The sequence below is a fragment of the Epibacterium sp. HA2-3 genome (genome assembly GCF_055693725.2).
In genome coordinates this window covers 99,490-122,626 of the sequence record NZ_JBVFUL020000003.1, presented here as the reverse complement: position 1 = coordinate 122,626, position 23,137 = coordinate 99,490, and the positions used below count along the sequence as shown (strand labels likewise).

22 protein-coding genes are annotated in these 23,137 nt (G+C 58.2%); 15 read left to right on the top strand and 7 right to left on the bottom strand.

Annotated features, from left to right (window positions below; all coding sequences use genetic code 11):
* Positions 1 to 76 precede the first annotated feature (76 nt).
* From ACZ1HH_RS19060 to ACZ1HH_RS19005, 12 genes are all read left to right on the top strand, one after another.
* Entirely contained in the window at positions 77 to 592 is a 516-nt protein-coding gene (locus ACZ1HH_RS19060; RefSeq protein ID WP_011536645.1) for a TRAP transporter small permease, read from the top strand.
* A gap of 11 nt (positions 593 to 603) precedes the next feature.
* On the top strand, positions 604 to 1,905 hold the full coding sequence (locus tag ACZ1HH_RS19055; protein ID WP_011536644.1) for a TRAP transporter large permease: 1,302 nt from the start codon (positions 604 to 606) through the stop codon (positions 1,903 to 1,905).
* On the top strand, positions 1,905 to 4,259 hold the full coding sequence (locus tag ACZ1HH_RS19050; RefSeq protein ID WP_011536643.1) for a glycoside hydrolase family 31 protein: 2,355 nt from the start codon (positions 1,905 to 1,907) through the stop codon (positions 4,257 to 4,259). The genes ACZ1HH_RS19055 and ACZ1HH_RS19050 overlap by 1 nt, the downstream gene beginning before the upstream one ends.
* On the top strand, positions 4,256 to 5,671 hold the full coding sequence (locus ACZ1HH_RS19045; RefSeq protein WP_011536642.1) for a mannitol dehydrogenase family protein: 1,416 nt from the start codon (positions 4,256 to 4,258) through the stop codon (positions 5,669 to 5,671). Before ACZ1HH_RS19050 ends, ACZ1HH_RS19045 begins: the two co-directional genes overlap by 4 nt.
* Positions 5,668 to 7,065: a glucuronate isomerase gene (gene uxaC / locus ACZ1HH_RS19040; RefSeq protein WP_011536641.1), complete on the top strand. Its 1,398-nt coding sequence runs from the start codon at positions 5,668 to 5,670 to the stop codon at positions 7,063 to 7,065. The genes ACZ1HH_RS19045 and uxaC overlap by 4 nt, the downstream gene beginning before the upstream one ends.
* Positions 7,065 to 7,952 carry a sugar kinase gene (locus ACZ1HH_RS19035; RefSeq protein WP_011536640.1) on the top strand — a complete coding sequence of 296 codons (888 nt, stop codon included), beginning with the start codon at positions 7,065 to 7,067 and terminating at the stop codon, positions 7,950 to 7,952. The genes uxaC and ACZ1HH_RS19035 overlap by 1 nt, the downstream gene beginning before the upstream one ends.
* Positions 7,953 to 8,254: 302 nt before the next feature.
* A complete protein-coding gene (gene rfbC / locus ACZ1HH_RS19030) occupies positions 8,255 to 8,803 on the top strand; it encodes a dTDP-4-dehydrorhamnose 3,5-epimerase (protein ID WP_011536639.1) in 549 nt (182 codons plus the stop codon).
* Positions 8,804 to 8,807: 4 nt separating this feature from the next.
* Positions 8,808 to 9,932, top strand: a complete 1,125-nt coding sequence (locus ACZ1HH_RS19025) for an acyltransferase family protein (RefSeq protein WP_011536638.1) — start codon at positions 8,808 to 8,810, stop codon at positions 9,930 to 9,932.
* 57 nt (positions 9,933 to 9,989) lie between these two features.
* Positions 9,990 to 11,042: a dTDP-glucose 4,6-dehydratase gene (gene rfbB, locus ACZ1HH_RS19020; protein WP_011536637.1), complete on the top strand. Its 1,053-nt coding sequence runs from the start codon at positions 9,990 to 9,992 to the stop codon at positions 11,040 to 11,042.
* Between the two features lie 65 nt (positions 11,043 to 11,107).
* Positions 11,108 to 11,953: a dTDP-4-dehydrorhamnose reductase gene (rfbD, locus tag ACZ1HH_RS19015; protein WP_044026421.1), complete on the top strand. Its 846-nt coding sequence runs from the start codon at positions 11,108 to 11,110 to the stop codon at positions 11,951 to 11,953.
* A complete protein-coding gene (gene rfbA, locus ACZ1HH_RS19010) occupies positions 11,950 to 12,822 on the top strand; it encodes a glucose-1-phosphate thymidylyltransferase RfbA (protein WP_011536635.1) in 873 nt (290 codons plus the stop codon). The genes rfbD and rfbA overlap by 4 nt, the downstream gene beginning before the upstream one ends.
* Positions 12,823 to 12,832: 10 nt before the next feature.
* Positions 12,833 to 14,086, top strand: a complete 1,254-nt coding sequence (locus ACZ1HH_RS19005; protein ID WP_011536634.1) for a glycosyltransferase family 4 protein — start codon at positions 12,833 to 12,835, stop codon at positions 14,084 to 14,086.
* 57 nt (positions 14,087 to 14,143) lie between these two features.
* On the opposite strand, the gene ACZ1HH_RS19000 is transcribed toward ACZ1HH_RS19005, so the two are convergent.
* The 3 genes from ACZ1HH_RS19000 to ACZ1HH_RS18990 are packed head-to-tail and all read right to left on the bottom strand — an operon-like array spanning position 14,144 to position 16,578.
* Positions 14,144 to 14,911, bottom strand: a complete 768-nt coding sequence (locus ACZ1HH_RS19000; protein WP_011536633.1) for a substrate-binding periplasmic protein — start codon at positions 14,909 to 14,911, stop codon at positions 14,144 to 14,146.
* 54 nt (positions 14,912 to 14,965) lie between these two features.
* Complete coding sequence (locus ACZ1HH_RS18995; RefSeq protein WP_011536632.1) at positions 14,966 to 16,213, bottom strand: RNA polymerase sigma factor; 1,248 nt, start codon at positions 16,211 to 16,213, stop codon at positions 14,966 to 14,968.
* Between the two features lie 5 nt (positions 16,214 to 16,218).
* On the bottom strand, positions 16,219 to 16,578 hold the full coding sequence (locus tag ACZ1HH_RS18990; RefSeq protein WP_011536631.1) for a YciI family protein: 360 nt from the start codon (positions 16,576 to 16,578) through the stop codon (positions 16,219 to 16,221).
* Between the two features lie 309 nt (positions 16,579 to 16,887).
* Between ACZ1HH_RS18990 and ACZ1HH_RS18985 the strand changes: the two genes are divergently transcribed.
* From ACZ1HH_RS18985 to ACZ1HH_RS18975, 3 genes are all read left to right on the top strand, one after another.
* Positions 16,888 to 17,859, top strand: coding sequence for a KpsF/GutQ family sugar-phosphate isomerase (locus ACZ1HH_RS18985; RefSeq protein ID WP_011536630.1), 972 nt, complete (start codon positions 16,888 to 16,890; stop codon positions 17,857 to 17,859).
* 245 nt (positions 17,860 to 18,104) lie between these two features.
* Complete coding sequence (locus ACZ1HH_RS18980; RefSeq protein WP_011536629.1) at positions 18,105 to 18,296, top strand: DUF6447 family protein; 192 nt, start codon at positions 18,105 to 18,107, stop codon at positions 18,294 to 18,296.
* 979 nt (positions 18,297 to 19,275) lie between these two features.
* Positions 19,276 to 19,764, top strand: coding sequence for a hypothetical protein (locus ACZ1HH_RS18975; RefSeq protein ID WP_487320531.1), 489 nt, complete (start codon positions 19,276 to 19,278; stop codon positions 19,762 to 19,764).
* Here ACZ1HH_RS18975 and tnpC read toward each other — a convergent pair.
* The 4 genes from tnpC to lptC all read right to left on the bottom strand — a co-directional run bounded on the left by tnpC (position 19,713) and on the right by lptC (position 23,088).
* Positions 19,713 to 21,257 carry an IS66 family transposase gene (gene tnpC, locus ACZ1HH_RS18970; RefSeq protein ID WP_168610441.1) on the bottom strand — a complete coding sequence of 515 codons (1,545 nt, stop codon included), beginning with the start codon at positions 21,255 to 21,257 and terminating at the stop codon, positions 19,713 to 19,715. The genes ACZ1HH_RS18975 and tnpC overlap by 52 nt on opposite strands.
* 54 nt (positions 21,258 to 21,311) lie before the next feature.
* Entirely contained in the window at positions 21,312 to 21,665 is a 354-nt protein-coding gene (tnpB, locus tag ACZ1HH_RS18965; RefSeq protein WP_168595277.1) for an IS66 family insertion sequence element accessory protein TnpB, read from the bottom strand.
* Positions 21,659 to 22,069 (bottom strand): IS66-like element accessory protein TnpA, encoded by a 411-nt coding sequence (tnpA, locus tag ACZ1HH_RS18960; RefSeq protein ID WP_472635111.1) that lies wholly within the window; start codon positions 22,067 to 22,069, stop codon positions 21,659 to 21,661. Before tnpA ends, tnpB begins: the two co-directional genes overlap by 7 nt.
* Positions 22,070 to 22,530: 461 nt before the next feature.
* Positions 22,531 to 23,088 carry an LPS export ABC transporter periplasmic protein LptC gene (gene lptC, locus ACZ1HH_RS18955; protein WP_487320530.1) on the bottom strand — a complete coding sequence of 186 codons (558 nt, stop codon included), beginning with the start codon at positions 23,086 to 23,088 and terminating at the stop codon, positions 22,531 to 22,533.
* Positions 23,089 to 23,137 lie beyond the last annotated feature (49 nt).

The following is a 23,137-nucleotide window of genomic DNA, read 5'->3' as shown; positions in this document are numbered from 1 at the left end:
AAGAGTGAAGGACCGGAGAGAGGGAGGAGCCTATGACTCGGAGTGAACAAATCCGCCATTGTGGTAAGGGTCATTCATGAGGGCGTGGGTCGACATGCTCCTCAAACTGGTCATTACGACGATCTTTGTGGTGCTCGTGGCCTGCGTGAGCTGGCAGGTCATCAGTCGTTACGTATTAGGTACGCCTAGTACGGTAACCGATGAATTGGCGCGGTTTCTCTTTATGTGGTTGGCTTTGGTTGGAGGGGCCTACACATTAGGTTTGCGCCGACACTTAGCAATTGATCTTCTAACCCAGAAACTGTCGGGGCGGGCTCGGATCATAAGCGAGATATTCGTCCTATTTGCCATTTTTGGCTTTGCAACCTCTGTCATGATCCGGGGTGGTAGCCAGCTTGTCCTCAAGACTATGGCTTCCGGTCAAGTTACGCCAGCGCTTCAATTTCCTATGGGGTTGGTCTATGGCGCGATCCCCTTCGCGGGCGCGATCATCGTGTTTTACTGCGTCATTTTTGCGTTCGAGCTGTGGCGTGACGGTCCATCTTCGCCCGAGCTTGGCGAGACGGCGCCGCTCGGTGGTCCTCTTGATTAAGGCGGCGTGACATGACGACAGCTATTTTTCTTCTCTTTGGCAGTTTTGTCGTGCTGATGGCGCTGGGTGTGCCGATTGCGTTTGCTATTGGTCTTGCGACCACCGCGACGTTCTTGTTGTTTATGGGAGTGGACCAATCCCTGTTTATCGTTGCGCAGCAAATGGCGTCAGGGTTGGACAGCTTTACGCTTCTCGCCATTCCATTTTTTATCTTGGCGGGGAACATCATGAACCGCGGTGGGATCGCCATGCGGTTGATCAACTTCGCCAAAGTGCTGGGCGGTCGGCTTCCTGGCGCGCTGGCCCATTGCAACGTGATTGCCAACATGATGTTCGGATCTATTTCCGGATCTGCTGTGGCCTCTGCTGCGGCAGTGGGCGGCGTGATGGCTCCTTTGCAAAAGAAAGAGGGTTACGATCCTGCTTTTTCTGCTGCGGTCAATATTGCCTCCTGTCCGACAGGCCTGTTGATACCGCCGTCAGCAACGTTGATCGTTTACTCCTTGATCACTGGCGGAACATCTATAGCCGCGTTGTTCGTAGCTGGATATTTGCCCGGCATCCTGATGGGGCTGGGATTGATGATCGTGGCTGGTGTGATCGCTAAGCGGCGCGGCTATCCTGTTGCGCCCCGTCCCGCACTCAGCGAGGTCATGGTGGCCGCGCGCGATGCAGCCTTGCCTCTGGGCCTGATCGTGATCGTGATGGGCGGCATCATCTCGGGTGTCTTCACGGCAACCGAGGCCTCGGCCGCAGCAGTGCTCTACACGCTGGTTTTGGCATTGGTCTGGTACCGCGAAATCACGATTAAGGATTTGCCCGCAATATTGATAGAAAGCGCGGTCACTACTTCAGTGGTTCTATTGATGATCGGCGCGTCCATCGCGATGAGCCGTGTCATGGCCTTTGGCGGCATCCCTTTTGCGATCTCAGATTTCTTGTTGGGTCTATCTGATAACCCGATTGCTATCCTCCTGGCGATCAACGTGGCGCTGCTGGTCGTCGGGACCTTTATGGATATGACACCTGCGCTCTTAATCTTCACGCCAATTTTCATGCCAGTTGTCAAAGGCCTTGGTATGGACCCTGTGCATTTTGGCATCGTGATGACGCTAAACCTCTGCATTGGTATCTGTACGCCGCCTGTGGGTTCAGCCCTGTTTGTGGGCTGCTCTGTCGGGGGCACTTCTATTGCCAAAGTCATCCGCCCACTTCTGCCCTTTTATGCGGTGTTGTTCGGTCTCCTGATGCTGGTCACTTATGTGCCTGACATCAGCCTCTTCCTGCCGCGCCTTCTATTGGGATATCAGTAATGAAGTGTCTTAAAATCTGGGCTTTGGAAGCGGAAACCACCACAGGTGTGATTTTGCGCGTCGAAGGCCGCCACCTACTGCATATATCTGTACTGGAGGAAAACAGGTTTCGCGTATCTCTGCAAAAAGACGCAGAGTGGCGCTTGGAGCGAACATGGACTGTGGCGCCTGCCGGGGATGCCCCATGGGAGGGCCGTCGGCGCGAAGACATCTCTGGCTTTTCCTGCCCGCCCCCGCAGCTCTCGCAAAACGAGACTGAACTCGTTTTGTCGACTGAGACAATGCGGCTTCGTATTTTGGCACCGCTACAGATGGTGTGGGAGGCCAAGGTGAACGGAGCATGGAAAGCCTTCGCCGAGGATCGCCCAACCGGAGGCATTCACTTGGGCCTGCGGGATCATGCCCATGCGCATTTTCTATCCCGACACCCGCAAGAACCGGTTTTTGGACTTGGCGAAAAGACAGGCCCGCTTAACCGTGTTGGTCAGCGCTACGAAATGCGCAACTTAGATGCGATGGGTTACGATGCTGAGCGCACTGACCCACTCTACAAGCACGTGCCCTTCACTCTGACGCGGACACAAACTGCCGGGTGTTGGTCCATCTTTTACGATAACTTGGCTAGTTGCTGGTTCGATTTCGGCAATGAATTGGACAACTACCACGCCCCTTATCGCGCCTATCGTGCCGAGGATGGCGATCTCGATTTTTATATGACATGGGCGCCTGAGTTGCTCGACTTGGTCAAACAACAAGAGCGATTGACCGGCGGCACCGCCTTTCCGCCGCGTTGGAGCCTTGGGTACTCTGGGTCAACAATGTCCTACACAGATGCACCGGACGCACAGGCGCAGCTGGAAGGTTTTCTAACTAAGATTGCAGAGTATCGTATCCCTTGTGACAGTTTTCAGATGTCGTCGGGCTACACCTCGATAGGGCCGAAGCGGTATGTGTTCAACTGGAATGATGAGAAGGTGCCCGACCCTGCGGCTATGGCGGCAAAATTTGCCGATAAGGGGGTGCATCTCATTGCCAATATCAAACCTTGCCTGCTGCAGGACCATCCGCGTTACGCCGAAGTCGCCAACGCAGGGTTGTTCGTGCAGGCGAGCGCAGAAGCGGACACGAACTGCGGACCAGAACGCTCGGTCTTTTGGGACGACGAAGGCTCGCATCTCGACTTTACTAACCAAGCGACTGTGGATTGGTGGAAGCAAAATATCGGCGAGGCGCTGTTGCAGCGCGGTATAGGCTCAACCTGGAACGATAACAACGAATACGAAATCTGGGACCGACACGCTCAATGCGCGGGTTTCGGTAAGGCAATCGACATGTCGCTAATGCGTCCTGTAATGCCCATACTTATGACGCGCGCATCAATGGAGGCGCAGGAGGCCCATGCACCGGAGAAGCGGCCCTACCTAATCAGTCGATCAGGCGCCCCGGGATTGCAGCGTTATGCCCAGACTTGGAGCGGAGACAATCGCACAGATTGGAAGACGCTGCGCTGGAACCAGCGGATGGGCCTCGGCATGAGCATGTCTGGCTTTTATAACATTGGACATGACATCGGTGGCTTCTCTGGGCCTCGGCCAGAACCGGAGCTGTTTGTGCGCTGGGTCCAAAATGGTGTGTTCCATCCTCGTTTTACCATTCACTCATGGAATGATGATGCGACAGTAAACGAGCCTTGGATGTATCCTGAGGTGACGGACCACATCCGCGCGGCGATAGAATTGCGGTACCAACTTCTGCCTTATCTCTACACCTGCCTGTGGCAGGCGGCCGAGCGCAGTGAGCCGATGCTACGACCTTTGTTCCTTGATTTTGGTGCTGACCCTCAAGCTTGGGAGGAGAGCGATAGCTTTCTTCTCGGGCGGGATCTCTTAGTGGCGACAGTCTTGGACAAGGGTGTTGATGCGATCTCGGTCTATTTACCGCGGCATTCCGGGGGCTGGTGGGATTTCCACACTGGTCTTTGGCACGAAGGCGGACAATGGCTCACCGTGCCTGTCGCTCTTGATACCATTCCGCTGTTTATCCGCGGGGGCGCCGTGGTTCCGATGGGCCAAGGGGCAGACCGCGCAGCACCCGAGATGGAGATCGCGCGACTTTTGGCTGTGTTCCCCGCGCAAGGCGTACAGGAAACGACCAGCCTCCTCTATGAGGATGACGGTGTGACAAAGACGGGTAAGTGGTGCCTGTCTCATCTCGTCTTGAACAGCACCAATGACCACATCAGCCTGATCTCGAAACGTGAGGGTAATGGCGCGCCGGTTTTACCAGAGGCACTGGTGGTCCTGCCGGCTGGTGAACGACGCATTCTGAAGACGGGAACGAGGATCGACTTATGACCAATTCTCTTATCCCTTGTTCTTACGAACAAACCCTGCTCAAGCCGCGTATTCTGCATATCGGCTTTGGTGCTTTTGCCCGTGCCCACCCTATGGTCTATCTTCACCATGGGCTTGTGGCCGAGGGTGGCGATTGGGGTGTGGTCGCTGCGCGACTGAATTCCGGAGTGGATGCGTTGGACAGCTTGGACGCAGTCCAGGGGCGATATCACATCGCCGAAGCCGATGGTGACACTATAACACTACGAGAAATCGGCCTCTTGTGTGGCACCTGTCACCCCGCCCGCGACGGGGTAGATGCTATCCCCGCGTTAATCGCGTCTCCAGATATGTCTGTGATCTTGTTGACCATTACCGAAAAAGGGTACTGTACAAAGGATGGCCAGCTCGACCTGACGCAAGCCGCTATACAGGCTGAGTTGGACGGCGGGTTGCCGACCACTGCCATCGGTGTGTTGGTGTCAGGCTTGGAGCGCCGGCGCGCGGCAGATCTTGGCGGAATCACGATCTTGTCTTGTGACAATCAGCCGGATAACGGCGCGCTCACTCGCGCCGCTGTGCTGGGGTTTGCTGAGGAATTGGATCTAAATCTTGCGGAATGGATTAGAACCCATGTTCGGTTCCCCTCGTCGATGGTGGACCGGATCGTGCCTGCCATGACCGATGACAGTCATACAGCGGTCGCATCCGCACTTGGCCGAGATGACCCCAATGCGGTTTTGTGTGAACCCTTCAGACAGTGGGTGATTGAAGATGACTTTGCCAATGAGCGCCCCCCCTTTGCAGAGGGTGGTGCTATGTTGGTTGCAGACGTACAGCCGTTTGAGGAAATGAAACTAAGACTGCTCAATGGTGCGCATACCACTTTGGCTTGGCTGGGTCAGTTGCTGGGATATCAAACAGTGGCCGACTGCATGGCTGACAAGGAGCTGCGTGCTTTAATCCGCCACCTAATGTTGGCTGAGCAGGCCGCAACACTGCGTCCACTCGAGGGTATCGATCTCGCAGCCTATGCGGATGAGTTATTAAAACGGTTTGAAAACACCCGGCTCCGGCATCGACTAGACCAGATCGCCAGCGACAGCAGCCAGAAGATGCCGCAACGCCTGTTCGCTCCGATAGCTATTAACCTCGAAGCCAAACGCGAGTGGTCGGTTTCAGCCTTGGCGGTGGCTGCTTGGATCAAAGGGTTGGGTAGCCTTCCTCCTGTTCCGGATCCTCGACAGGATGAGTTGCGTCGTGCCGCTCTTTGCAATGACCCAGTCGCGGCGGTTCTGTCGCTACCCTCCTTGGTTCCAGACGCGCTGCGTCCGCTAGCAGAGTTCCAAGCCGCTATTAGCGTGGCCTTTGAGCGATTGCAGGGCGGGGCAAAGGCGACCGTGACAACCACCGCGAAGGAACTACGCAGATGACGGGCTTTCTTCATCAGGATTTTTTGCTCGACACTGCGACAGCAAGGCGACTGTTTCATGAGGTCGCGAGATATCTGCCGATTGTGGATTATCATAATCACCTCCCGCCGGCTGAAATCGCCAGTGATCGTACGTGGGAAAATCTGGGCGAGATGTGGCTCGCCCATGATCACTATAAGTGGCGCGTCATGCGATGGGCTGGTATCGATGAAGCTCGGGTGACAGGTGACGCGACTTGGCGCGAGAAATTCGACGCCTTTGCGGAGGCGATGCCTCGTGCTGTTCTCAACCCGGTTCATCATTGGTCACATCTTGAGCTGTGGCGCTACTTCGATCTGAACGGCACAGTGCTATCGCCCATAAGCGCCGACAATGTTTGGGACGCGGCCAATGCGCAGCTGGGAGAAAAAGGGTATTCCGCGCAAAGCCTTTTACGCAAAATGAAGGTGGAGTTGGTCGGCACAACAGATGACCCGCTTGATACCCTAGAGCACCATGCCGCAATGGCAGGCTCAGACATCCGGGTGGTTCCAACCTTCCGGCCCGACAAATCCGTGCAGATAGAGGCTCCAGGTTTCGCGGCCTACATGGACAGCCTGGAGGCACTTACACATCCCATCCATTCCTTTGATGATTTGGTCGCGGCCCTTTCCCTCAGGCTGGATTATTTCGTGGAGCAGGGGTGCAGAGCAGCCGATCATGGGATCAGCCACTTGGATGCCGCTAATATCCCTGGTGCCTTCGATTTGGACGCGGCGCTCAAAGCCGCCCGACAGGGAAAACCCATCACACCGGAGCAAGTGGCGGGTCACCGTGCTGCGCTCTTCGACGCCCTTGGACGTGCTTATGCCGTACGCGGCTTGGTGATGCAGTGCCACATGAACGTTGTGCGCAATGGTTCATCTCGACTGTTGCTAGGAGTTGGTCCCGACGCAGGCGGTGATAGCATGCGCGACACCGATATGGCCGGTCCGCTGAACATCCTGCTGGATCGGCTGGATCGTGACGGGAAACTACCGCGTATGGTGCTTTATGGTCTTGACCCCTCCCGAAATCCCATCCTTGCTGCAACCGCTGGCACCTTTCAGGATGGCTCGGTTCCTGGAAAGATACAGGCTGGCGCCGCTTGGTGGTTCAATGACACGCTGGATGGGATGGAAGCGCAGATGCGTACCCTGGCCCAGGTTGGCCTTCTGTCGACATTCCTTGGGATGTTGACAGATAGCCGCTCCTTCCTGTCTTTCCCTCGGCATGAGTATTTCCGCCGCTTGTTGTGTGGCATGATTGGTCGCTGGGCCGAGACTGGCCACTTACCAGATGACGCCGACCTGCTCGACCGACTGGTGCGCGACATCTGCTACAACAACGCCAAGGCCTGGTTTCTGGAGCAGTAATGACACGGATTGTCGTTATCGGAGAATGCATGGTTGAGATGGCTCCCGTTGACGGCGGGCTTTATCGCATGGGGTTTGCAGGCGATACCTTCAACATGGCATGGCACCTGAGATACCTACTGGGTTCGGATCATTGCGTCGACTATCTGAGCGCCGTGGGTGACGATAGCACATCGAATGCGATGTTGGATTTCATCCAGTCGCAGGGAGTTGGAATCGCCCACATTCGCCAGATTGCTGGTATGACTACGGGCTTATACTTGATCCGGCAAGAAAACGGCGATCGTGCCTTTAGCTATTGGAGAGAAACATCTGCTGCGCGGCAGCTCGCTGATGATCCAGCAGCCTTGGCACGAGCATTGCAAGAGGCCGATTTGGTCTGCCTGTCCGGTATTACACTAGCCATTCTATCACCCAAGGCGCGCGAAGTACTTTGGGCGGCAATTACAGAATCTGGTGCGCAGGTTGCTTTTGATCCCAACATCAGACCAACACTGTGGAGTAGCCAAGAAGACTGTCGTGCTGCTCTGACGTATGCGGCGGTGCGATCTGATGTGATCTTGCCCAGCTTTGACGACGATGCTGCGCTGTTTGGGGATGTCGCGCCTCAAGCGACGGTGGCGCGTTACACACGCCTCGGTGTAGGGGAGGTCGTGGTGAAAGATGCAGCGCGTCCTGCGATCTATTCCGGCTCTGACGGCACTTTAGAAATCGCCGCCGACAGACTGGCGGTGCCCGTTGTTGACGCGACGGGTGCGGGTGACTCTTTTAATGCGGCATGGCTCGCCGCTCGCTTGCAGGGCGCTGCACCCAAAGAGGCCTTGATTGCTGCGCACAAGCATGCGGCGTGCGTTTTGCAAGTGTCCGGAGCGTTGCTCGTTTCGTAACATCCCAAAGCTCTGGCCAAACTAACGCTCAGAACTTAAGGAAACCGCACAGCCGCGCCATTCAATTCTCATGAACCGTAGTACTCACATGCGCGACTTGAGAGTGGTATGTTTTCAGTCTCTTGCCGGCGACAGGCCCAGTGACAAACTGGAGAGGCTGTTTGTTCTTACTGTATTTTCCGCCGTATGGTGTAATAAATCTTACGCTGCCTGCCGAAGAAAAGGTCAAAGAACAGGGGCGTTGCGGTGACTGCCGTGTGTGATGCCGGTAGCCCTGTTGAGACGAGACGAAGGACGTTGCCATGAAGGTCGAAGATACAAAACTCTCTGGTGTGAAAATCCTGACACCGGCGCGGTTTGGTGATGCGCGCGGTTTTTTTTCCGAGAGCTGGAACCGCAAGCGCATGGCTGAACATGGCCTCGATCTGGAGTTTGTGCAGGACAACCACTCCATGTCCGCCGATGTCGGCACTATTCGCGGTCTTCATTTCCAGGCCCCGCCCCATGCCCAGGACAAGCTTGTGCGCTGTGGGCAGGGGGTGCTGTTTGACGTGGTGGTCGATATCCGCAACGGCTCGCCCACTTATGGAGAATGGATCGGAGTGGAGCTTTCGGCCGAAAATGGCCGCCAACTCCTGGTGCCCAAAGGTTTTTTGCACGGGTTCATCACCCGCGCGCCGATGACCGAGATCATCTATAAATGCACCGATTACTACGCGCCCGAGTGCGACGGGGGGGTGCGCTGGGACAGCTGCGGGATTGATTGGGGCTTTGATGGCCAGCCGATCCTGTCGGAAAAAGATGCCGCCGCGCCCAAGTTTGCGGATTTGCAAAGCCCCTTCGTATTCTGATCCGATGCCTGCCTTGACCGCGCCTCAAGCCCATCGCGCCTATCTGGAGCGGACCCGCTTTGGGGCGCTGGATGGGTTGCGGGCGCTGGCGATCGGGGGGGTCCTGATCCATCACAGCGCTCTAGCGCAGGAGGCGGGCGCGTGGTCGCGTGGTTTTCTGGGGGTGGATCTGTTCTTTGTGATTTCGGGATTTTTGATCACCACGCTTTTGTTGCGCGAGCGCGACCGGGAGGGGGCGATTGCGCTTGGGGCGTTTTACTGGCGCCGCGCGCTGCGCATCCTGCCGCTCTATTATCTGGTGGTGACCGTGGCTGGGATCTATTTTGTGATCGTCAGCGGCCATTGGGAGGCCCTGAAGATCTGGCCAGCCTATTACCTGTTTTTTGCCAATTTCCTCACCGAGCATATTCCGACGCTCTATCCTACCTGGTCCCTGTCAATCGAGGAGCAGTTCTATCTCTTGTGGCCACTGGTGCTGATCTGGTTGCCGCCGCGGCTCTGGGGGGCGGTGGTGCTCTTGGGGGTGGTGCTGAATGTGGTGGCCGTGAGCGGTGTACTCAGGACCTTTGGGGTCGTTCCGTTTGAGTTGGGCCCGCTCTGGGTGCATTTGCCCGATGCCACCTATGCGCCGCTCTTGTTGGGGGCGGGGCTAGCGTTAATGCTGCATGATCCGCGCGGGTTTGCACTTGTGTGGCGTCTTTTAGGTGGTGCGGGGATGCCTTTTGTGGGGCTTGGGGTTTTGTTGGCGCTGGTTTTTTTGCTGTTGCCGCAGGTACTGGCGGGCTGGCCCTATCTCTTGGTCCATTTGGCGATGACCGGTTGGCTGGCGACATTGGTGCTGCGTGAAGACAGCTGGCTACACGGGATGTTGCGTCTGCGTCCCTTGGTGCGCATCGGCATGGTCAGCTATGGTATCTACCTGTTGCATCTGATGGTTCTGCATATGGTGCGCCTTGCGGGCGAACCGCTTGGGTTTGCGCAGGACAGCGCGATCTTTCTTCTCGCATACTGGGGCGGTACGTTTCTTTTGGCGGAGGTAAGCTTTCGCTATTATGAGAGATATTTCCTGCGCTTGCGCCACAAGCCGCTGGGGCGGATGGGAGCCGTGCGCGCGGGACAGTCAGACTAACGACACCGCAGCCCTTTGGGTTTGTGGACCACAAATGGTTGGGCAAGGAGCAGACCCATGAAGATACTGGTGACGGGCGGTGCGGGCTTTATCGGCTCTGCGGTGGTGCGCCAAGCGATTGCGGCAGGCCATGAGGTGGTCAACTTGGATGCGCTGACCTATGCGGCCTGTCTGGACAATGTCGCCAGCGTCGCCGAGAGCCCGTCTTATGTCTTTGAAGAGGCCGACATTCGCGATCGTGCCGCATTGGACCGGATCTTTGCCGAACATGCACCGGATGCTGTGATGCATCTGGCCGCCGAGAGCCATGTGGATCGTTCCATTGATGGGCCCGGTGATTTTATCGAGACAAATGTGACCGGTACCTTCAACATGCTTGAAGCTGCGCGCAAGTTCTGGATCGCGGTGGGAAAACCTGCGCGGTTTCGCTTCCATCATATCTCGACCGATGAGGTCTATGGCAGCCTGCCGACCGACAAATCGGTGATGTTCACGGAAGAGACCGCCTATGATCCGCGCTCGCCCTATTCGGCCTCCAAAGCCTCGAGCGACCATCTGGTGCGCGCCTGGCATGAGACCTATGGGCTGCCGGTGGTGCTGACCAATTGCTCCAACAACTACGGCCCCTTCCATTTCCCCGAAAAGCTCATCCCGGTGGTGATTTTGAATGCGCTCGCCGGTAAGGCCCTGCCGATCTATGGCGATGGGTCCAACATTCGCGACTGGCTCTATGTGGAAGATCACGCCGATGCGCTGTTGCTGGTGCTGCAGAAGGGCGAAAACGGGCGCAGCTATAATGTGGGCGGCGAAAATGAGCGCACCAACCTTGAGCTGGTGGAAACGCTTTGTGCGATCCTTGATGACAAGCGCCCGCGCGAGGATGGGACATCCTATAAGGAGCAGATCACCTTTGTGACGGATCGCCCCGGCCATGATGCACGCTATGCGATTGATCCTTCTCGTATTCGCACCGAGCTGGGCTGGCGCCCCTCGGTAACTGTCGAGGAAGGTTTGGCGAAAACGGTGCAATGGTATCTCGACAATGAGGATTGGTGGCGTGCTCTGCAGTCCCGCAAGGGCGTGGGCGAGCGTCTGGGTGTTCAGACATAAGAGCGGCCCTGATGGGCAGCGGCCTCCGGCGGAGGTATTTGGGAAAAGATGAAGAAGGGGCGGATATGAGCATCCTTGTGTTTGGGGCAACCGGGCAGGTGGCTCGGGAATTGGCGCGTCATGAGGGGGTGATCTCTGTGGGGCGGGAGCAGGCGGATCTGTCGGATCCTGGCGCCTGTGCTGCGCTCATTCGCGAGACTGCGCCCGAGGCCGTGATCAATGCCGCTGCCTATACGGCGGTCGACAAGGCCGAAACCGAGGAAGAGCTGGCCACCGTAATCAATGGCGCGGCCCCCGGGGCGATGGCGGCGGCCTGCGTGCAGATGGGCATTCCATTTGTCCATATCTCGACCGATTATGTCTTTGCGGGCACTGGTGAGGCGCCCTGGCAGACGGATGATCCGGTGGCGCCGCCCAATGCCTATGGCCGCAGCAAGCGCGCCGGCGAAGAGGCGGTGATTGCGGCAGGCGGCACCTATGCGATTCTGCGCACCTCCTGGGTGGTCTCTGCCCATGGCAATAATTTTGTAAAAACCATGCTGCGCCTTGGGGCCGCGCGGGCGCAGGTGTCGGTGGTGGCGGACCAGATCGGCGCGCCCACCCCTGCGCGCGACATCGCAGAGGCCTGCCTCAAGATGGCGCGTCAGCTTGTGTTAGAGCCTAAAAAGTCCGGCATCTACCATTTTCAGGGCGCACCCTATGTGAGCTGGGCGGGCTTTGCGGCAGAGATTTTTGCCATCAGCAATCTGGCCTGCGAGGTTGTGGAGATCCCCACCACGGACTATCCCACCCCCGCTGTGCGGCCGCTGAACTCCCGACTGGATTGCACCACGTTAGAGACTGTTTTTGGCATCCCGCAGCCCGATTGGCGCCGCGGGTTGCAGGATATTTTGAAGGAGCTCGCAGAGTGACGCAGCGCAAAGGCATTATTCTGGCCGGAGGCTCCGGCACCCGGCTTTATCCGATCACCATGGCTGTCTCCAAGCAGCTCCTGCCGCTTTATGACAAGCCGATGATCTACTATCCGATCTCGGTACTGATGCTGGCGGGTATTCGCGAGATCTGCGTCATCACCACGCCGCAAGACGCCGATCAGTTCCAGCGGCTCTTGGGCGACGGCAGTCAATGGGGCGTCAGACTCACCTATGTGGAGCAACCCAGCCCCGATGGTCTGGCGCAGGCCTTCATTTTGGCCGAAGAGTTCCTCGCGGGGGCGCCCTCGGCGCTGGTGCTGGGCGACAACGTCTTTTTTGGCCATGGGTTGCCGGAGCTTCTGGCGGCGGCGGATGCCAAGGAGGCAGGTGGCACCGTCTTTGGCTATCATGTGGCGGATCCCGAGCGCTATGGCGTGGTGGCCTTTGATGGCGACGGGCGCGCCCATCAGATCATTGAAAAACCCGAAGTGCCGCCGTCGAACTACGCGGTGACCGGGCTCTATTTTCTGGACGGCTCTGCGCCTGCGCGCGCGCGCGAGGTCCAGCCCTCGGCGCGGGGCGAGCTGGAGATCACCGATCTTTTGCAGATGTATCTCAATGAGGGCAGCCTCTCGGTCGAAACCATGGGACGGGGCTATGCCTGGCTTGATACGGGTACGCATGGCAGCCTTCTGGATGCGGGCAATTTTGTGCGCACCCTCCACGAGCGTCAGGGTCTGCAGACCGGTTGCTTGGAGGAGATTGCCTATCACGCGGACTGGATCAGCCGCGACGCGCTGGCAGAGCGGGCGGAGCTTTTCAAAAAGAACAGCTATGGTCAGTATCTGAAACGACTGTTGGGCTGAGGCGGGGCGGATGAAGATCCTTTTTGTGCATCAAAACATGCCTGGCCAGTATCGCGAGCTGGTGCGCTGGCTTGCGGCACAGGGAGGGCATGAGCTGGTGTTTCTGAGCCAGCGTGGGGGTGTAAAAATCCCGGGTGTACATACGCTGGTCTATACGCCCTTTCATGTACCCGCAAAGGACGCTTTTGGTCTGTCCAAGGACTGGGAAGCCGCGGCAGGGGCGGGTTTTGGCGCCGTGCAAACGATGCAAAAGTTTGAGCGCAAGCACGGGTTTCGCCCTGATATCATTCTTGGTCATACCGGCTGGGGAGAGCTCAGTTTTTTTAAGGATCTGTGGCCGGATGTGCCGATCCTGGGGTTCTTTGAATATTACTACAGCATGCAAGGTGGCATGGTGGGCTTTGATCCCGAACAGCCTCCCGGACCCCATGCGCCCTACTTCAATCGCGCCCGCAATGTGGTGCCATGCCTCAATCGCGATGTGGTGGATCTGGGGCATGTGCCGACGCTCTGGCAGCGCGATCGCTTTCCGGCGTCCTTTCACGACAAGATGTATGTCTGCCACGATGGCATCCGCGCGGATCGACTGCATGCCAATCCCGAGGCGCAGCTCTCGCTGGGCCGGTTGGAGCAGCCCATTTCGCGCGGCGATGAGATCGTGACCTATGTGGCACGCAATATGGAGCGGGCGCGTGGCTTTCATATCATGATGCGGGCCCTGCCGGCCATTCAGGCCGCGCGGCCCAATGCGCGTATCCTGATGATTGGTGGCAATGAGGCCTCTTACGGGCGTGAAAGCGAACACCCCGGGGGGCTGCGCGGCGAGATGGAAGCGGAGGTCGGCCAGTATGTTGACTGGAGCCGGGTGCATTTCCTGGGCCGGGTGCCCTACGGGGATCTGTGCCAGATCATTCAGCTGTCACGCTGCCACATCTACCTCACCATGCCCTTTGTTCTGAGCTGGTCGCTCTTGGAGGCAATGGCGATGGAGGCGACGATCGTGGCCGCCGATGTGGAGCCGGTGCGCGAGGTGATCACCCATGGCGACACCGGGCTTTTGGTGGATTTCTTTGACCCCGAGGCGCTGGCGGCCCAAGTGGCCGAGGTGCTGGCGCGCCCGCAGGATTTTGCCAGCCTTGGCGCGCGCGCCCGGGCGCGGGTGATGCAGGACTATGATTTCCTGACCCGCTGCCTGCCTGAGCACCTCAGCCAGATCAACCGGCTGGTGCCCTCCGCGCGGCCGATCCCGCTCCCCGAAGGGTAGGGCGCGGGCGCAGCTCAAGGCCCCATTGGGGCCATGAGACGCCCGTTGGTCGGTACATTAACCGGCAACCGCGGTGGCGATGATCTGGTCGATCGTTCCATCCGCCATCATCTCGGCAAGGGCGCGATCCATTTCGGCGATGAAGCCTTCCGCCTCGGCGCCCTGCCAGCTGGCGCGAAAGCCGATCATGCTGTTTTCGACCGAGGTATCAAGCACCTGGGTGATGCCACTGATCCCCAGCGCGGTGATGGCGATTTCTGCGGTCAGCTGCTCTTGCACGTAGCAATCAATGCGGCCCGCGGCGAGTTTCTTCAGGTTGAGATCGGTGGTCGGCGCTTCCTGAAGCGAGATGAGACCACTGGCGACCAGATCAAAGAACGCCTGCCCCGGCGTGCCAAAGCCGGCGTTATTGCCAAATGTGAGTCCTTTGAAATCCTGCGGATAGGACCAGCCCGCCTCAGCAACCCCATCCCGGCAGTAGACCGCGACATTTTCGGTGAAGGGGGCGGTTGAATAGGTGCCGATCCAGGGGCGGCTGTCGGGTTTGTAATAGGTGCCAACAAGCCCATGGGCCTGCCCGCTCTCCACCAGGTTTACAGCGCGCGACCACGGCACAGCTTCCAGCACCACGTCATAATCGCCCTCGATGCGGCTCAGGGCCTGGGTGATCACCTCGGCCCAGATGCCGGTGGGTTGTTTGCCATCCTTGGTCATATAGGGGGCGTAGGCTTCATCTTGAACCAGACGGATGGTCTCGGCCCAAACGGGAGCAGAGCACAGGGTGCCGATACAGGTGATCAGGGCAAAAAAACTACGAAGGGGCATGCGCATTCCTTTCGATGGCAAGACTGCGGTCCCCGTTTGCTTATGCGATCTGCATTAAGATCCGCTGAAAGCGCAGGGGGGCAGTCTCTGCACTCTGGTTTCCAGAAACCGGCGCGCAGCGTCATGGGGAGCGGTTTTTATGGCCTGCTCATAGGCACAGCGGGCGTCCCCGATATGGCCTTCCTGTGCCAGCACATGTGCCATTGCCGCATGCCATGGTTGAAACTGTCCCAGGTCATCCTCTAGGGCACGCAAGTGGTTCAGGGCCTGAGCGCCTTGCCCCAGCTCTGCCATCACCACCGCCTGGTTGAGTGCCACCACCGGGGTTGGCTCAAACCGCCAGAGCGCCTGGTAGAGCAGCGCCATCTGCGCCCAATCAGGCTTTGGGCGCATCATGTGGCAATCCGCAAGGGCGGCCTTGATCTGAAACGCGCCGGGCTGGCGGCGCAGAACCGCCTGTGCCAGCAGAGCCTGCGCCTCGGTGATGGTCTCATGGTGCCAGAGGCTGCTGTCCTGGTCCTCGATCGGGCGCATCGCCCCATCCGGGCCAATGCGGGCGGCGCTGCGGGCTTCGGTCAGCAGCATCAGGGCCAGCGCCCCCTCGATTTCGGGATCATCCGGGCGCAGCGCGCACAAAAGCCGCGCAAGATAGATCCCCTCGCGACAGAAATCGCGCGGGCCTGCCTCCTCCTGCACATAGCCGGTTGTGAAGATCAGATAGAGCGTGGAGAGCACCGTGCCGAGCCGTTCGGACCACTGGTCGGGCTCTGGCACCTGAAACCCGATGCCTTTGGCACGGATCTTGGCCTTGGCGCGGGACAGGCGCTGGCCCATGGTCTGCTCGCTGTCGAGAAAGGCCGCGGCAATGTCGCGCGTGCTCAGGCTGCAGACCGTGCGCAGGGTCAGGGCGACGCGGGATTTTTCCTCCAGCGCCGGATGGCAGCAGGTGAAGATCAGCCGCAGGCGCGCATCTGGGATGGTCTCGGCCTGCTCTGCCGCGTCTTGGTCGGGGGCAATCAGCCCCAGATCCTCTGCCTTGCGCCCCTCGCGCTGGCGGCTGCGCAGCTGGTCGATCCCCTTGTTGAACCCTGCCCGCATCAGCCAGGCCAGCGGCGCATGAGGCACGCCGGAGCGGCCCCAGTGTTTGAGCGCCGCAATCACCGCCTCCTGCAGAGCGTCTTCTGCCAGCTGGATATCCCCGAGGCGGACGCTCAGGCCCGCCAGCAGCCGCCCCCTGTCGCGGCGCATCACATCATCGATGACCTGCTGCACGGCGATGGCACTGGGGACGGCATGTGTCATGTGCGTCAGCCTGCGGGGTTATAATCCATCAGGGGGCGCACCTCGATGGTGCCAAAATGCGCCACCGGGATCATTGCGGCATATCTGAGGGCGGTGTCCAGATCGGGCACATCAATCACGTAATAGCCGCCGAGATGTTCGCGGGTTTCGGCAAAGGGACCATCCATGGTTTCGACCTTGCCGGAGGTGATCCGCAGCGAGGTCGCGGTCTCGATCCCCTGCAAGCCTTCGCCGTCCACCATGACACCATCGGCGTTCATTTTTTCGCTGGTGGCGGCAAAACCGGCCATCATCTCATCGAACTCAGGCGTGCCATAGGCGGGTTCCCGGTCCGGGGCGGCATAGATCAGAAGCATGTATTTCATAATAAAATTCCTGTTTTTCTCTCAGTGTTCTTGGCCCGCGCTCCTCCCCTTTTTGCCGTCTCGGACGGGTCTGTGCCCGGGAGGCGCCCGGAAGGTGACCGGGAGGCGTCTGGGAGGTGTGGAACGGGACCATGCCCCTAGGACGTTTATGCGTCGCTTTTTTCGACAGGGGTGAAAAAAATTCTGCCCGGCGCAAGGCCTGCCTTGGGGGCCAGTGCTGCGCCGCCGCCCGGCAGGCGCGCGGCACTGGCCTTTCCCGGCCGTGCCGCCTACACAAGAGCCACATGCCACCCCGACGGAGACCGCGCCATGACCCCGCGAGAACTGACCTGTGATGAAACCCTTGCCGAAATGGCCCGCGTGCTGACCGTGGAGGCCGCCGCGCTGACTCAGATGGCTTCTGAGGTGGGCGATCCACAGCTCAAGGCGGTCGAGATTCTCGAGGCCATGGAAGGCCGTGTGATCGTGTCGGGCGTCGGCAAATCCGGCCATATCGGCAATAAGATCGCCGCCACCCTGGCCTCGACGGGGACGCCTGCGCAATTTGTGCATGCCACCGAGGCGAGCCACGGCGATCTTGGCATGGTGACGCCGCGCGATGTCTGTCTGGTGATCTCCAATTCCGGCGAAACCTCCGAGCTGGCCGATATCGTCACCTATAGCCGCCGCTTTGCTATTCCGCTCATTGCCATCACCCGCAAGGCCGACAGCACCCTCGCGACCCAGGCCGATGTGGTGCTGCTGCTGCCCGATGCGCCCGAGGCCTGCGGCATCGGCATGGCCCCCACCACCTCGACCACGGCAACGCTGGCGATGGGGGATGCGCTGGCGGTGGCCCTGATGAAACGGCGCGGCTTTGAGCGCGAGGATTTCAAGGTCTTCCACCCCGGCGGCAAGCTCGGCGCGCAGCTGATGCTGGTGGATGGGCTGATGCACACGGGCGAGGCGCTGCCGCTGGTGGCGCCAGAGACACCGATGACAGAGGCGCTTTTGATCATGACCGCCAAGGGCTTTGGCCTTGCGGGGCTGGTCGAAGGTGGCCGCCTCACGGGCATCATCACCGACGGCGATTTGCGCCGCAATATGGATGGTCTGATGGCGCGCAGCGCCGGCGAGGTGGCCACCCGCGGCCCCAAGGTGATCCGGCGCGGTTCGCTGGCCTCCGAGGCGCTCCACGACATGAACAGCCGCAAGATCTCGGCGCTGTTTGTGCTCGATAATGAGGACCGGGTGGCGGGCTTGCTGCATATCCATGACTGCCTGCGGGCTGGGTTGGCTTGATGTCGCCGCTTGCGTGCCTATTGGCGCCATCGACATTCTAGCACTGCGTCACCTCATGCCTGGCCAGTCCGCAGACTTTTGGTTTGAACTGGAACCGATGGAGACTATGAAAAGCCGACGTTGAGAAAGCTGGGGCCAAGCGTTTCAGTGGAGGATGTTGACCTTGAATATGCGTGCGTGTTTAAGGCGGTCGTATCGGATGCGGTAGCTTTTGAAGCTACCTAAAATGTTAAGGATAGTAGAAAATGGCCACACTGAACATTGACGGCAAAGAATACGATACTGAACAGCTATCTGAGGCTGCCCGCGAACAGTTGGCGAGCATTCAGCTAGTAGACCAAAAACTTGCTCAACTTCAGCAAGAAGCTGCGATCCTGCAGACTGCTCGCAATGCGTATGCGCAAGCCCTTCAGGCAGAACTGCCTAAAGAAAGCTGATAGTGCCTTTACGCACCGGGGGCCATTAGCCCTCGGAGTATGGCAGGGAAGCTTGCAAAATGGATATGGCTCAGGGGGCAGAGTTTAATCTTTTGAGGCGTTTTCTTGAGCAAGGATCATAGTCGGGGCGCAGGAGCTTTCTCTGCCACAGCTGTACTTGGCCAGCAGGGAGAGTGATCATCTATCAGCAGATGGAGAGGCGCAGTTGTCTTAAGGCCACTTACGCCTTGGGTCCCGGTATGCTCTTCTTTCCTTCCGGTATCTTTGATCCTTTCATCGTCGAAGATCAAAAGACCTGTGACTCGCAGTATGTGTCAGTGCCCAAGTTGCGAATGGTCGAGCACCTCCTGAGACCTAGGGGTTTGGCGTAGGGACTGGTGCTTGGATCGTGCTACTGGGAACACGGTTCTGTCAAACCAAATGATTTCAGTCTGCGAGACTGATCCGTGAGCCTTGTAAGCGCCTAAATGTCTGATTCAGGATCAAATCTAAAGGTGAAGATTTCACGGTGCGTAACTCAAGCAATTTGAAACACTAAGAAAAATTGACGAGCCTTCCAAGCTCATCTCGCTTGTTTACGCGATCAAAAACTAAAAGACAGCCTCAAAGCGGCGTCACCGTCGGCAGTGCATAAAGTGTGAGTGGTGGCACTAGCGTCAGAAAATATAACCTATATGTTAAGCACAGGCCCGAAGGCTGTCAATGATCAGCGTTGATACAAGCGGGGCAACGGATAATTCTAAGTTCGGTAGGTTTAAGCTCGTATTCCCTAAATAATCCACTGATTTCTCTGTTATAAGTGTGATGTTTTAATTGCAAATTATGGCGTTGAAGGTTGCGATGAGCACGTTGTGTGGGTCGCCCAGAGGGTACGGGCTTGCAGCGGTTAGATTGGGTCAATTTCGACCGCCGTGTGCGGGTGGCGTCTCGGGGGATAAGCCAACACTACACATTAAAAATTCTAATTTAGGAGGTCGTCGTGAGGGTTCCAAAGAATTTCAAAAAGAATGCAATGATTTGGACTGCGATACTTACATTTGTGGCAGTTATCTCGGTGGTCATTGATAAGCGTCTAGCTTTTGCGGGTGGCGATATTAGGGAGTTGGAAAACAAGCTTCAGGTCGCTCTTGAAAATCCAATTTACGGATCTAGGTTTAATGAATTTTCCATTTCAGTTGCGGAGTGTGAAATTAACTATTCTAGACGTGACAGTCATAGTTGTGAACATGATTCGAAGCTAATTGGCTACGATATTTTTGTTGATTTGTCAGTGTACGAGATAAACAATAATATTACAGAGGCTGAGGGGGTAGGGAGTGAATTTGTTGGGGTGTTAACGCTTACCCCAAGGCCGCCGCATTTGGAACTTGTGCAAAATATATGTAAGCGCTGTCGCCACCCCACGCCTGTTCAGCTTTACGGGGTGAAGTTCCAAGGTAGCAGCTCGTCGATCCTGCTGGCCGGGTGACCGGCGGCGATGGCTTCCAGGGTCGCCTTCAAATAGGCAAAGGGCGCGACGCCGTTGATCTTCGCGGTGGCTATCAGGGAGGCGATGCGGGCCCAGGTGCGGCCGCCCTCGTCGTGGCCGGCGAAGAGTGCGTTCTTTCTTGTCAGGGCGATCGGGCGGATCAGGTTTTCGACGGCGTTGGAGTCCATCTCGACGCGGCCGTCGTGGAGGAAGGTCTGCAGGCCGCCCCACTGGCGGTGGATGTAGGTCAGCTTCTCGCCGAGGCGCGACTTGGCCGAGATACGCAGACGCTGTGCCTGCAGCCAATCACCGAACTCGGCCACGAGGGGCGCGCTGCGGGCCTGACGGGCCGACAGACGTTGGCCCGGGCCCATGCCCCGGATCTCGGCCTCGATGCGGTAGAGCTCAGCGATCCGGCGCAGGCCCTCGGCGGCGATTTCCGAGCCGTCGCGGTCGAAGACCTCCTTCAGCTTGCGCCGCGCATGCGCCCAGCAGTGGGCCACCGTGATCGGCGCGCCGCCCTTGCGGGACGGGCGCGTCAGCCGGTCATAACCGGTGTAGCCGTCGAGCTGCAGGATACCGTCGAAGCCCTGAAGGATCTGTTCCGCGTGGGCGCCGGCGCGGCTGGGCTGGTAGGTGAAGACGACACCGGGCGGGTCTTCTCCGCCCCATCCGCGATCATCGCGGGCCAGGGCCCAGAGGTAGCCGGTCTTGGTTCGGCCGCGTCCGGGGTCGAGGACCGGAGCCGTGGTCTCATCCATGAACAGCTTTCCGGAGGACTTGATGTGTTCCGCCAGCCGGTCGACCACGGGGCCGAGGTGGAAGGCGGCGGTGCCTGCCCAGTCCGCCAGGGTGCTGCGGTCGACTTGGATGCCGGAGCGCGCCAGGATCTGGCCTTGGCGGTAGAACGGCAGGTGGTCCGCGAACTTCGAGACCAGCACATGAGCGATGGCGCCCTCGGTCGGCAGACCGCCCTCGATCAGCCGCGGCGCGGCGGGCGCCTGGGTGACCCCGTCCGAGCAAATGCGGCAGGCATACTTCGGCCGGATGTCGACCAGCACACGAAGCTGCGCAGGCACGATGTCCAGACGTTCGGTCCGATCCTCGCCGATCTGGTGCATGCGGCCGCAGCCGCAAGGACACTCAAGGCTCGCCGGTTCGATGACACGCTCGATGCGCGGCAGGTCCGCGGGCAGATGGCCGAGATTGCGCTGCCGTGTCGCGCGCGGGGTCTGGGTGGAGGGGGCGGCCTGCTCCCTGCGGGTCTCGACCTCGGCGACGGCGGTTTCCAGGTCTTCGAAGGCAAGCTGCCGGTCGTCATCACTCAGCTTCTCGGACCGTTTGCCATGCACGACATGGTTCAACTCGGCCACGAGATGCTCGAGCCGCCGGTTGGCTTCCTTCAGGGCGCCGTTTTCCTGCAGCACCGCCAGAACGGCGGCGCGCTGGCTCTCAGGGATCGCGGACAGGTCGATGGGCGGGGCGTCGGGCATGGCTGGATTATACCGGGCCCGGGGCGCCAATGCCCGGTTATTCAATAGGCTGAGTCACTCTGCCACAGCCGGTCGGCGCACCTCCAGAGATCGAACCCTGCGCCAGTCCAAACCGGCAAACAGGGCCTCGAACTGCGCCCGGTTCAGGGTCATTGCCCCATCGCGGATCGCGGGCCAAGTGAAGGTGTTTTCTTCCAGCCGTTTGTAGGCCATCACGAGTCCGCTGCCGTCCCAGAACAGGATCTTCAACCGGTCGGCGCGCTTCGACCGGAACACGAAGACCGTGCCCGTGAACGGATCCTCGGCAAGCGTCGACTGCACGAGCGCTGCCAGGCCGTCATGGCCTTTGCGGAAGTCCACCGGTTTTGTCGCAACCAAAATCCGGAGGCCCTGTGAGGGCATCAGCATGGCGAGGTCCCGAGCGCATGCGCGATCTCGGCGATCCGGGTCGCGGGCGTGCCGGGCGCCAGCTCGATCCTGACTTCGCCTGAGACGATCCGGATCACCTCTTTCGGTGCCGCCATGTCCGGTTCCGGCAGCACCTCCGGCACATCGCAGACTACCAGCGGGGCGAAGACCGGTTCGTCCAGCTCCGCTGCTGGCAACACCAGCTTCCCCTGCTTCGCCAACCGGCGCCAGGCCGACAGCTGGTTTGGCAAGACTCCATACCGCGCCGCCACGCCATTCACTGTCGCGCCCGGTTCGAGCGTATCCGCCACTGCCCGGGCCTTGGCTTCATCCGGCCACCGCCGGTGACCCGACGCGTAGATCTCCACGCCCAACGATTTGAGAAACGAATTTGTAGTGCACATTGCGAAACGCACTCCCCACTGTGAGATGTGCAAGATCTCGCAGTACGGGATAGGCGCTACAACGTGGGGCCGGGACAGCGCTTACAAATATATCAAGGGTTCGAGACGAAATTTTTGCGCTATATAGAGGGCAGTATGGACGGGGTTCAATATCGGCATCTCTTGCAACGCAAGACTTTATTTCAAAGTATCCGGTTAACACACTTCCAGCTTGGAAGCGCGTGGAAAACTGTAAGGAAGAAAGTTGGGTGCATGTCGAAGATATCAGGCTGCGAGTCAAGTATAGAAGCTTATCAGAGTTACGCGACTTAGTGGAGGCAATAAATAAAATATGCTCAATTCATAATTAGATTTCAATGTGGGATATTTTAAGATCTGTGCAACTGACCAAAGATAAATACGAGAGGACCGTACTAAACGCCCAGAGTGAGAACAAGCTGCAATTCTATATTTTGCAGTATTTAGGGAACATAGGTCAGCTTGACACCATTCCCAAAAAACATTTTCAAGTGACCGCTATTATGAATTGTTGTTATCCGCATATTGCCAGACCTCAGTTCTCCAAGGGCACTGCTTGCTCTTACTGGAACATCACTATACGCAGTGAGAGCGACAATATTGGTTGTGAGCTGGTCAGATTCTAGGGTAATTCCTTCAGTAGAATTCAAGACGACATTCCCTGAGAAATTTACCAAATCACTATGCTCTTCAAAAACCGCTCTATCCGCGGAAAGCGTCACTATACTTCCATCGATAAAGTCAAGTTGACCGGTCACTTCTTCAGCAATAGGTAGGCTGAGCTCTTCTCCTAGATACGTATGGTCAGCATTGATACGCACATTGTGGCCTTTGGCCGTAGTTGATAAGTAGAGAGGGGTGGTGGCTTGACGATGATTTATCCGACGTATGATCTCATCATGTGTATAAGGTATTGCGTTATCTTCGTTGAACTTGGGGCTCCAAAGAAAAAAAACCGTTGAAAACAATCCTAATGCCGCAGTTGGGAGTAGAACTTTCAAGTATGCGATGAATCTTGAATAATTATCCACTTCTACGACCTATGCTTTC

Excerpts from the sequence above, each read along its gene's own strand:
- tnpB (WP_168595277.1), bottom strand. The coding sequence starts at position 21,665 with ATGCTGATGCCCTCACAGGGCCTCCGGATTTTGGTTGCGACAAAACCG.
- ACZ1HH_RS19060 (WP_011536645.1), top strand. The coding sequence starts at position 77 with ATGAGGGCGTGGGTCGACATGCTCCTCAAACTGGTCATTACGACGATC.
- rfbD (WP_044026421.1), top strand. The coding sequence starts at position 11,108 with ATGAGCATCCTTGTGTTTGGGGCAACCGGGCAGGTGGCTCGGGAATTG.
- ACZ1HH_RS19035 (WP_011536640.1), top strand. The coding sequence starts at position 7,065 with ATGACACGGATTGTCGTTATCGGAGAATGCATGGTTGAGATGGCTCCC.
- tnpC (WP_168610441.1), bottom strand. The coding sequence starts at position 21,257 with ATGCCCGACGCCCCGCCCATCGACCTGTCCGCGATCCCTGAGAGCCAG.
- rfbC (WP_011536639.1), top strand. The coding sequence starts at position 8,255 with ATGAAGGTCGAAGATACAAAACTCTCTGGTGTGAAAATCCTGACACCG.
- ACZ1HH_RS19025 (WP_011536638.1), top strand. The coding sequence starts at position 8,808 with ATGCCTGCCTTGACCGCGCCTCAAGCCCATCGCGCCTATCTGGAGCGG.
- ACZ1HH_RS18980 (WP_011536629.1), top strand. The coding sequence starts at position 18,105 with ATGGCCACACTGAACATTGACGGCAAAGAATACGATACTGAACAGCTA.
- ACZ1HH_RS19000 (WP_011536633.1), bottom strand. The coding sequence starts at position 14,911 with ATGCCCCTTCGTAGTTTTTTTGCCCTGATCACCTGTATCGGCACCCTG.
- ACZ1HH_RS19050 (WP_011536643.1), top strand. The coding sequence starts at position 1,905 with ATGAAGTGTCTTAAAATCTGGGCTTTGGAAGCGGAAACCACCACAGGT.
- ACZ1HH_RS18990 (WP_011536631.1), bottom strand. The coding sequence starts at position 16,578 with ATGAAATACATGCTTCTGATCTATGCCGCCCCGGACCGGGAACCCGCC.
- uxaC (WP_011536641.1), top strand. The coding sequence starts at position 5,668 with ATGACGGGCTTTCTTCATCAGGATTTTTTGCTCGACACTGCGACAGCA.
- ACZ1HH_RS19045 (WP_011536642.1), top strand. The coding sequence starts at position 4,256 with ATGACCAATTCTCTTATCCCTTGTTCTTACGAACAAACCCTGCTCAAG.
- tnpA (WP_472635111.1), bottom strand. The coding sequence starts at position 22,069 with ATGTGCACTACAAATTCGTTTCTCAAATCGTTGGGCGTGGAGATCTAC.
- rfbB (WP_011536637.1), top strand. The coding sequence starts at position 9,990 with ATGAAGATACTGGTGACGGGCGGTGCGGGCTTTATCGGCTCTGCGGTG.
- ACZ1HH_RS19005 (WP_011536634.1), top strand. The coding sequence starts at position 12,833 with ATGAAGATCCTTTTTGTGCATCAAAACATGCCTGGCCAGTATCGCGAG.
- ACZ1HH_RS18995 (WP_011536632.1), bottom strand. The coding sequence starts at position 16,213 with ATGACACATGCCGTCCCCAGTGCCATCGCCGTGCAGCAGGTCATCGAT.
- ACZ1HH_RS19055 (WP_011536644.1), top strand. The coding sequence starts at position 604 with ATGACGACAGCTATTTTTCTTCTCTTTGGCAGTTTTGTCGTGCTGATG.
- ACZ1HH_RS18985 (WP_011536630.1), top strand. The coding sequence starts at position 16,888 with ATGACCCCGCGAGAACTGACCTGTGATGAAACCCTTGCCGAAATGGCC.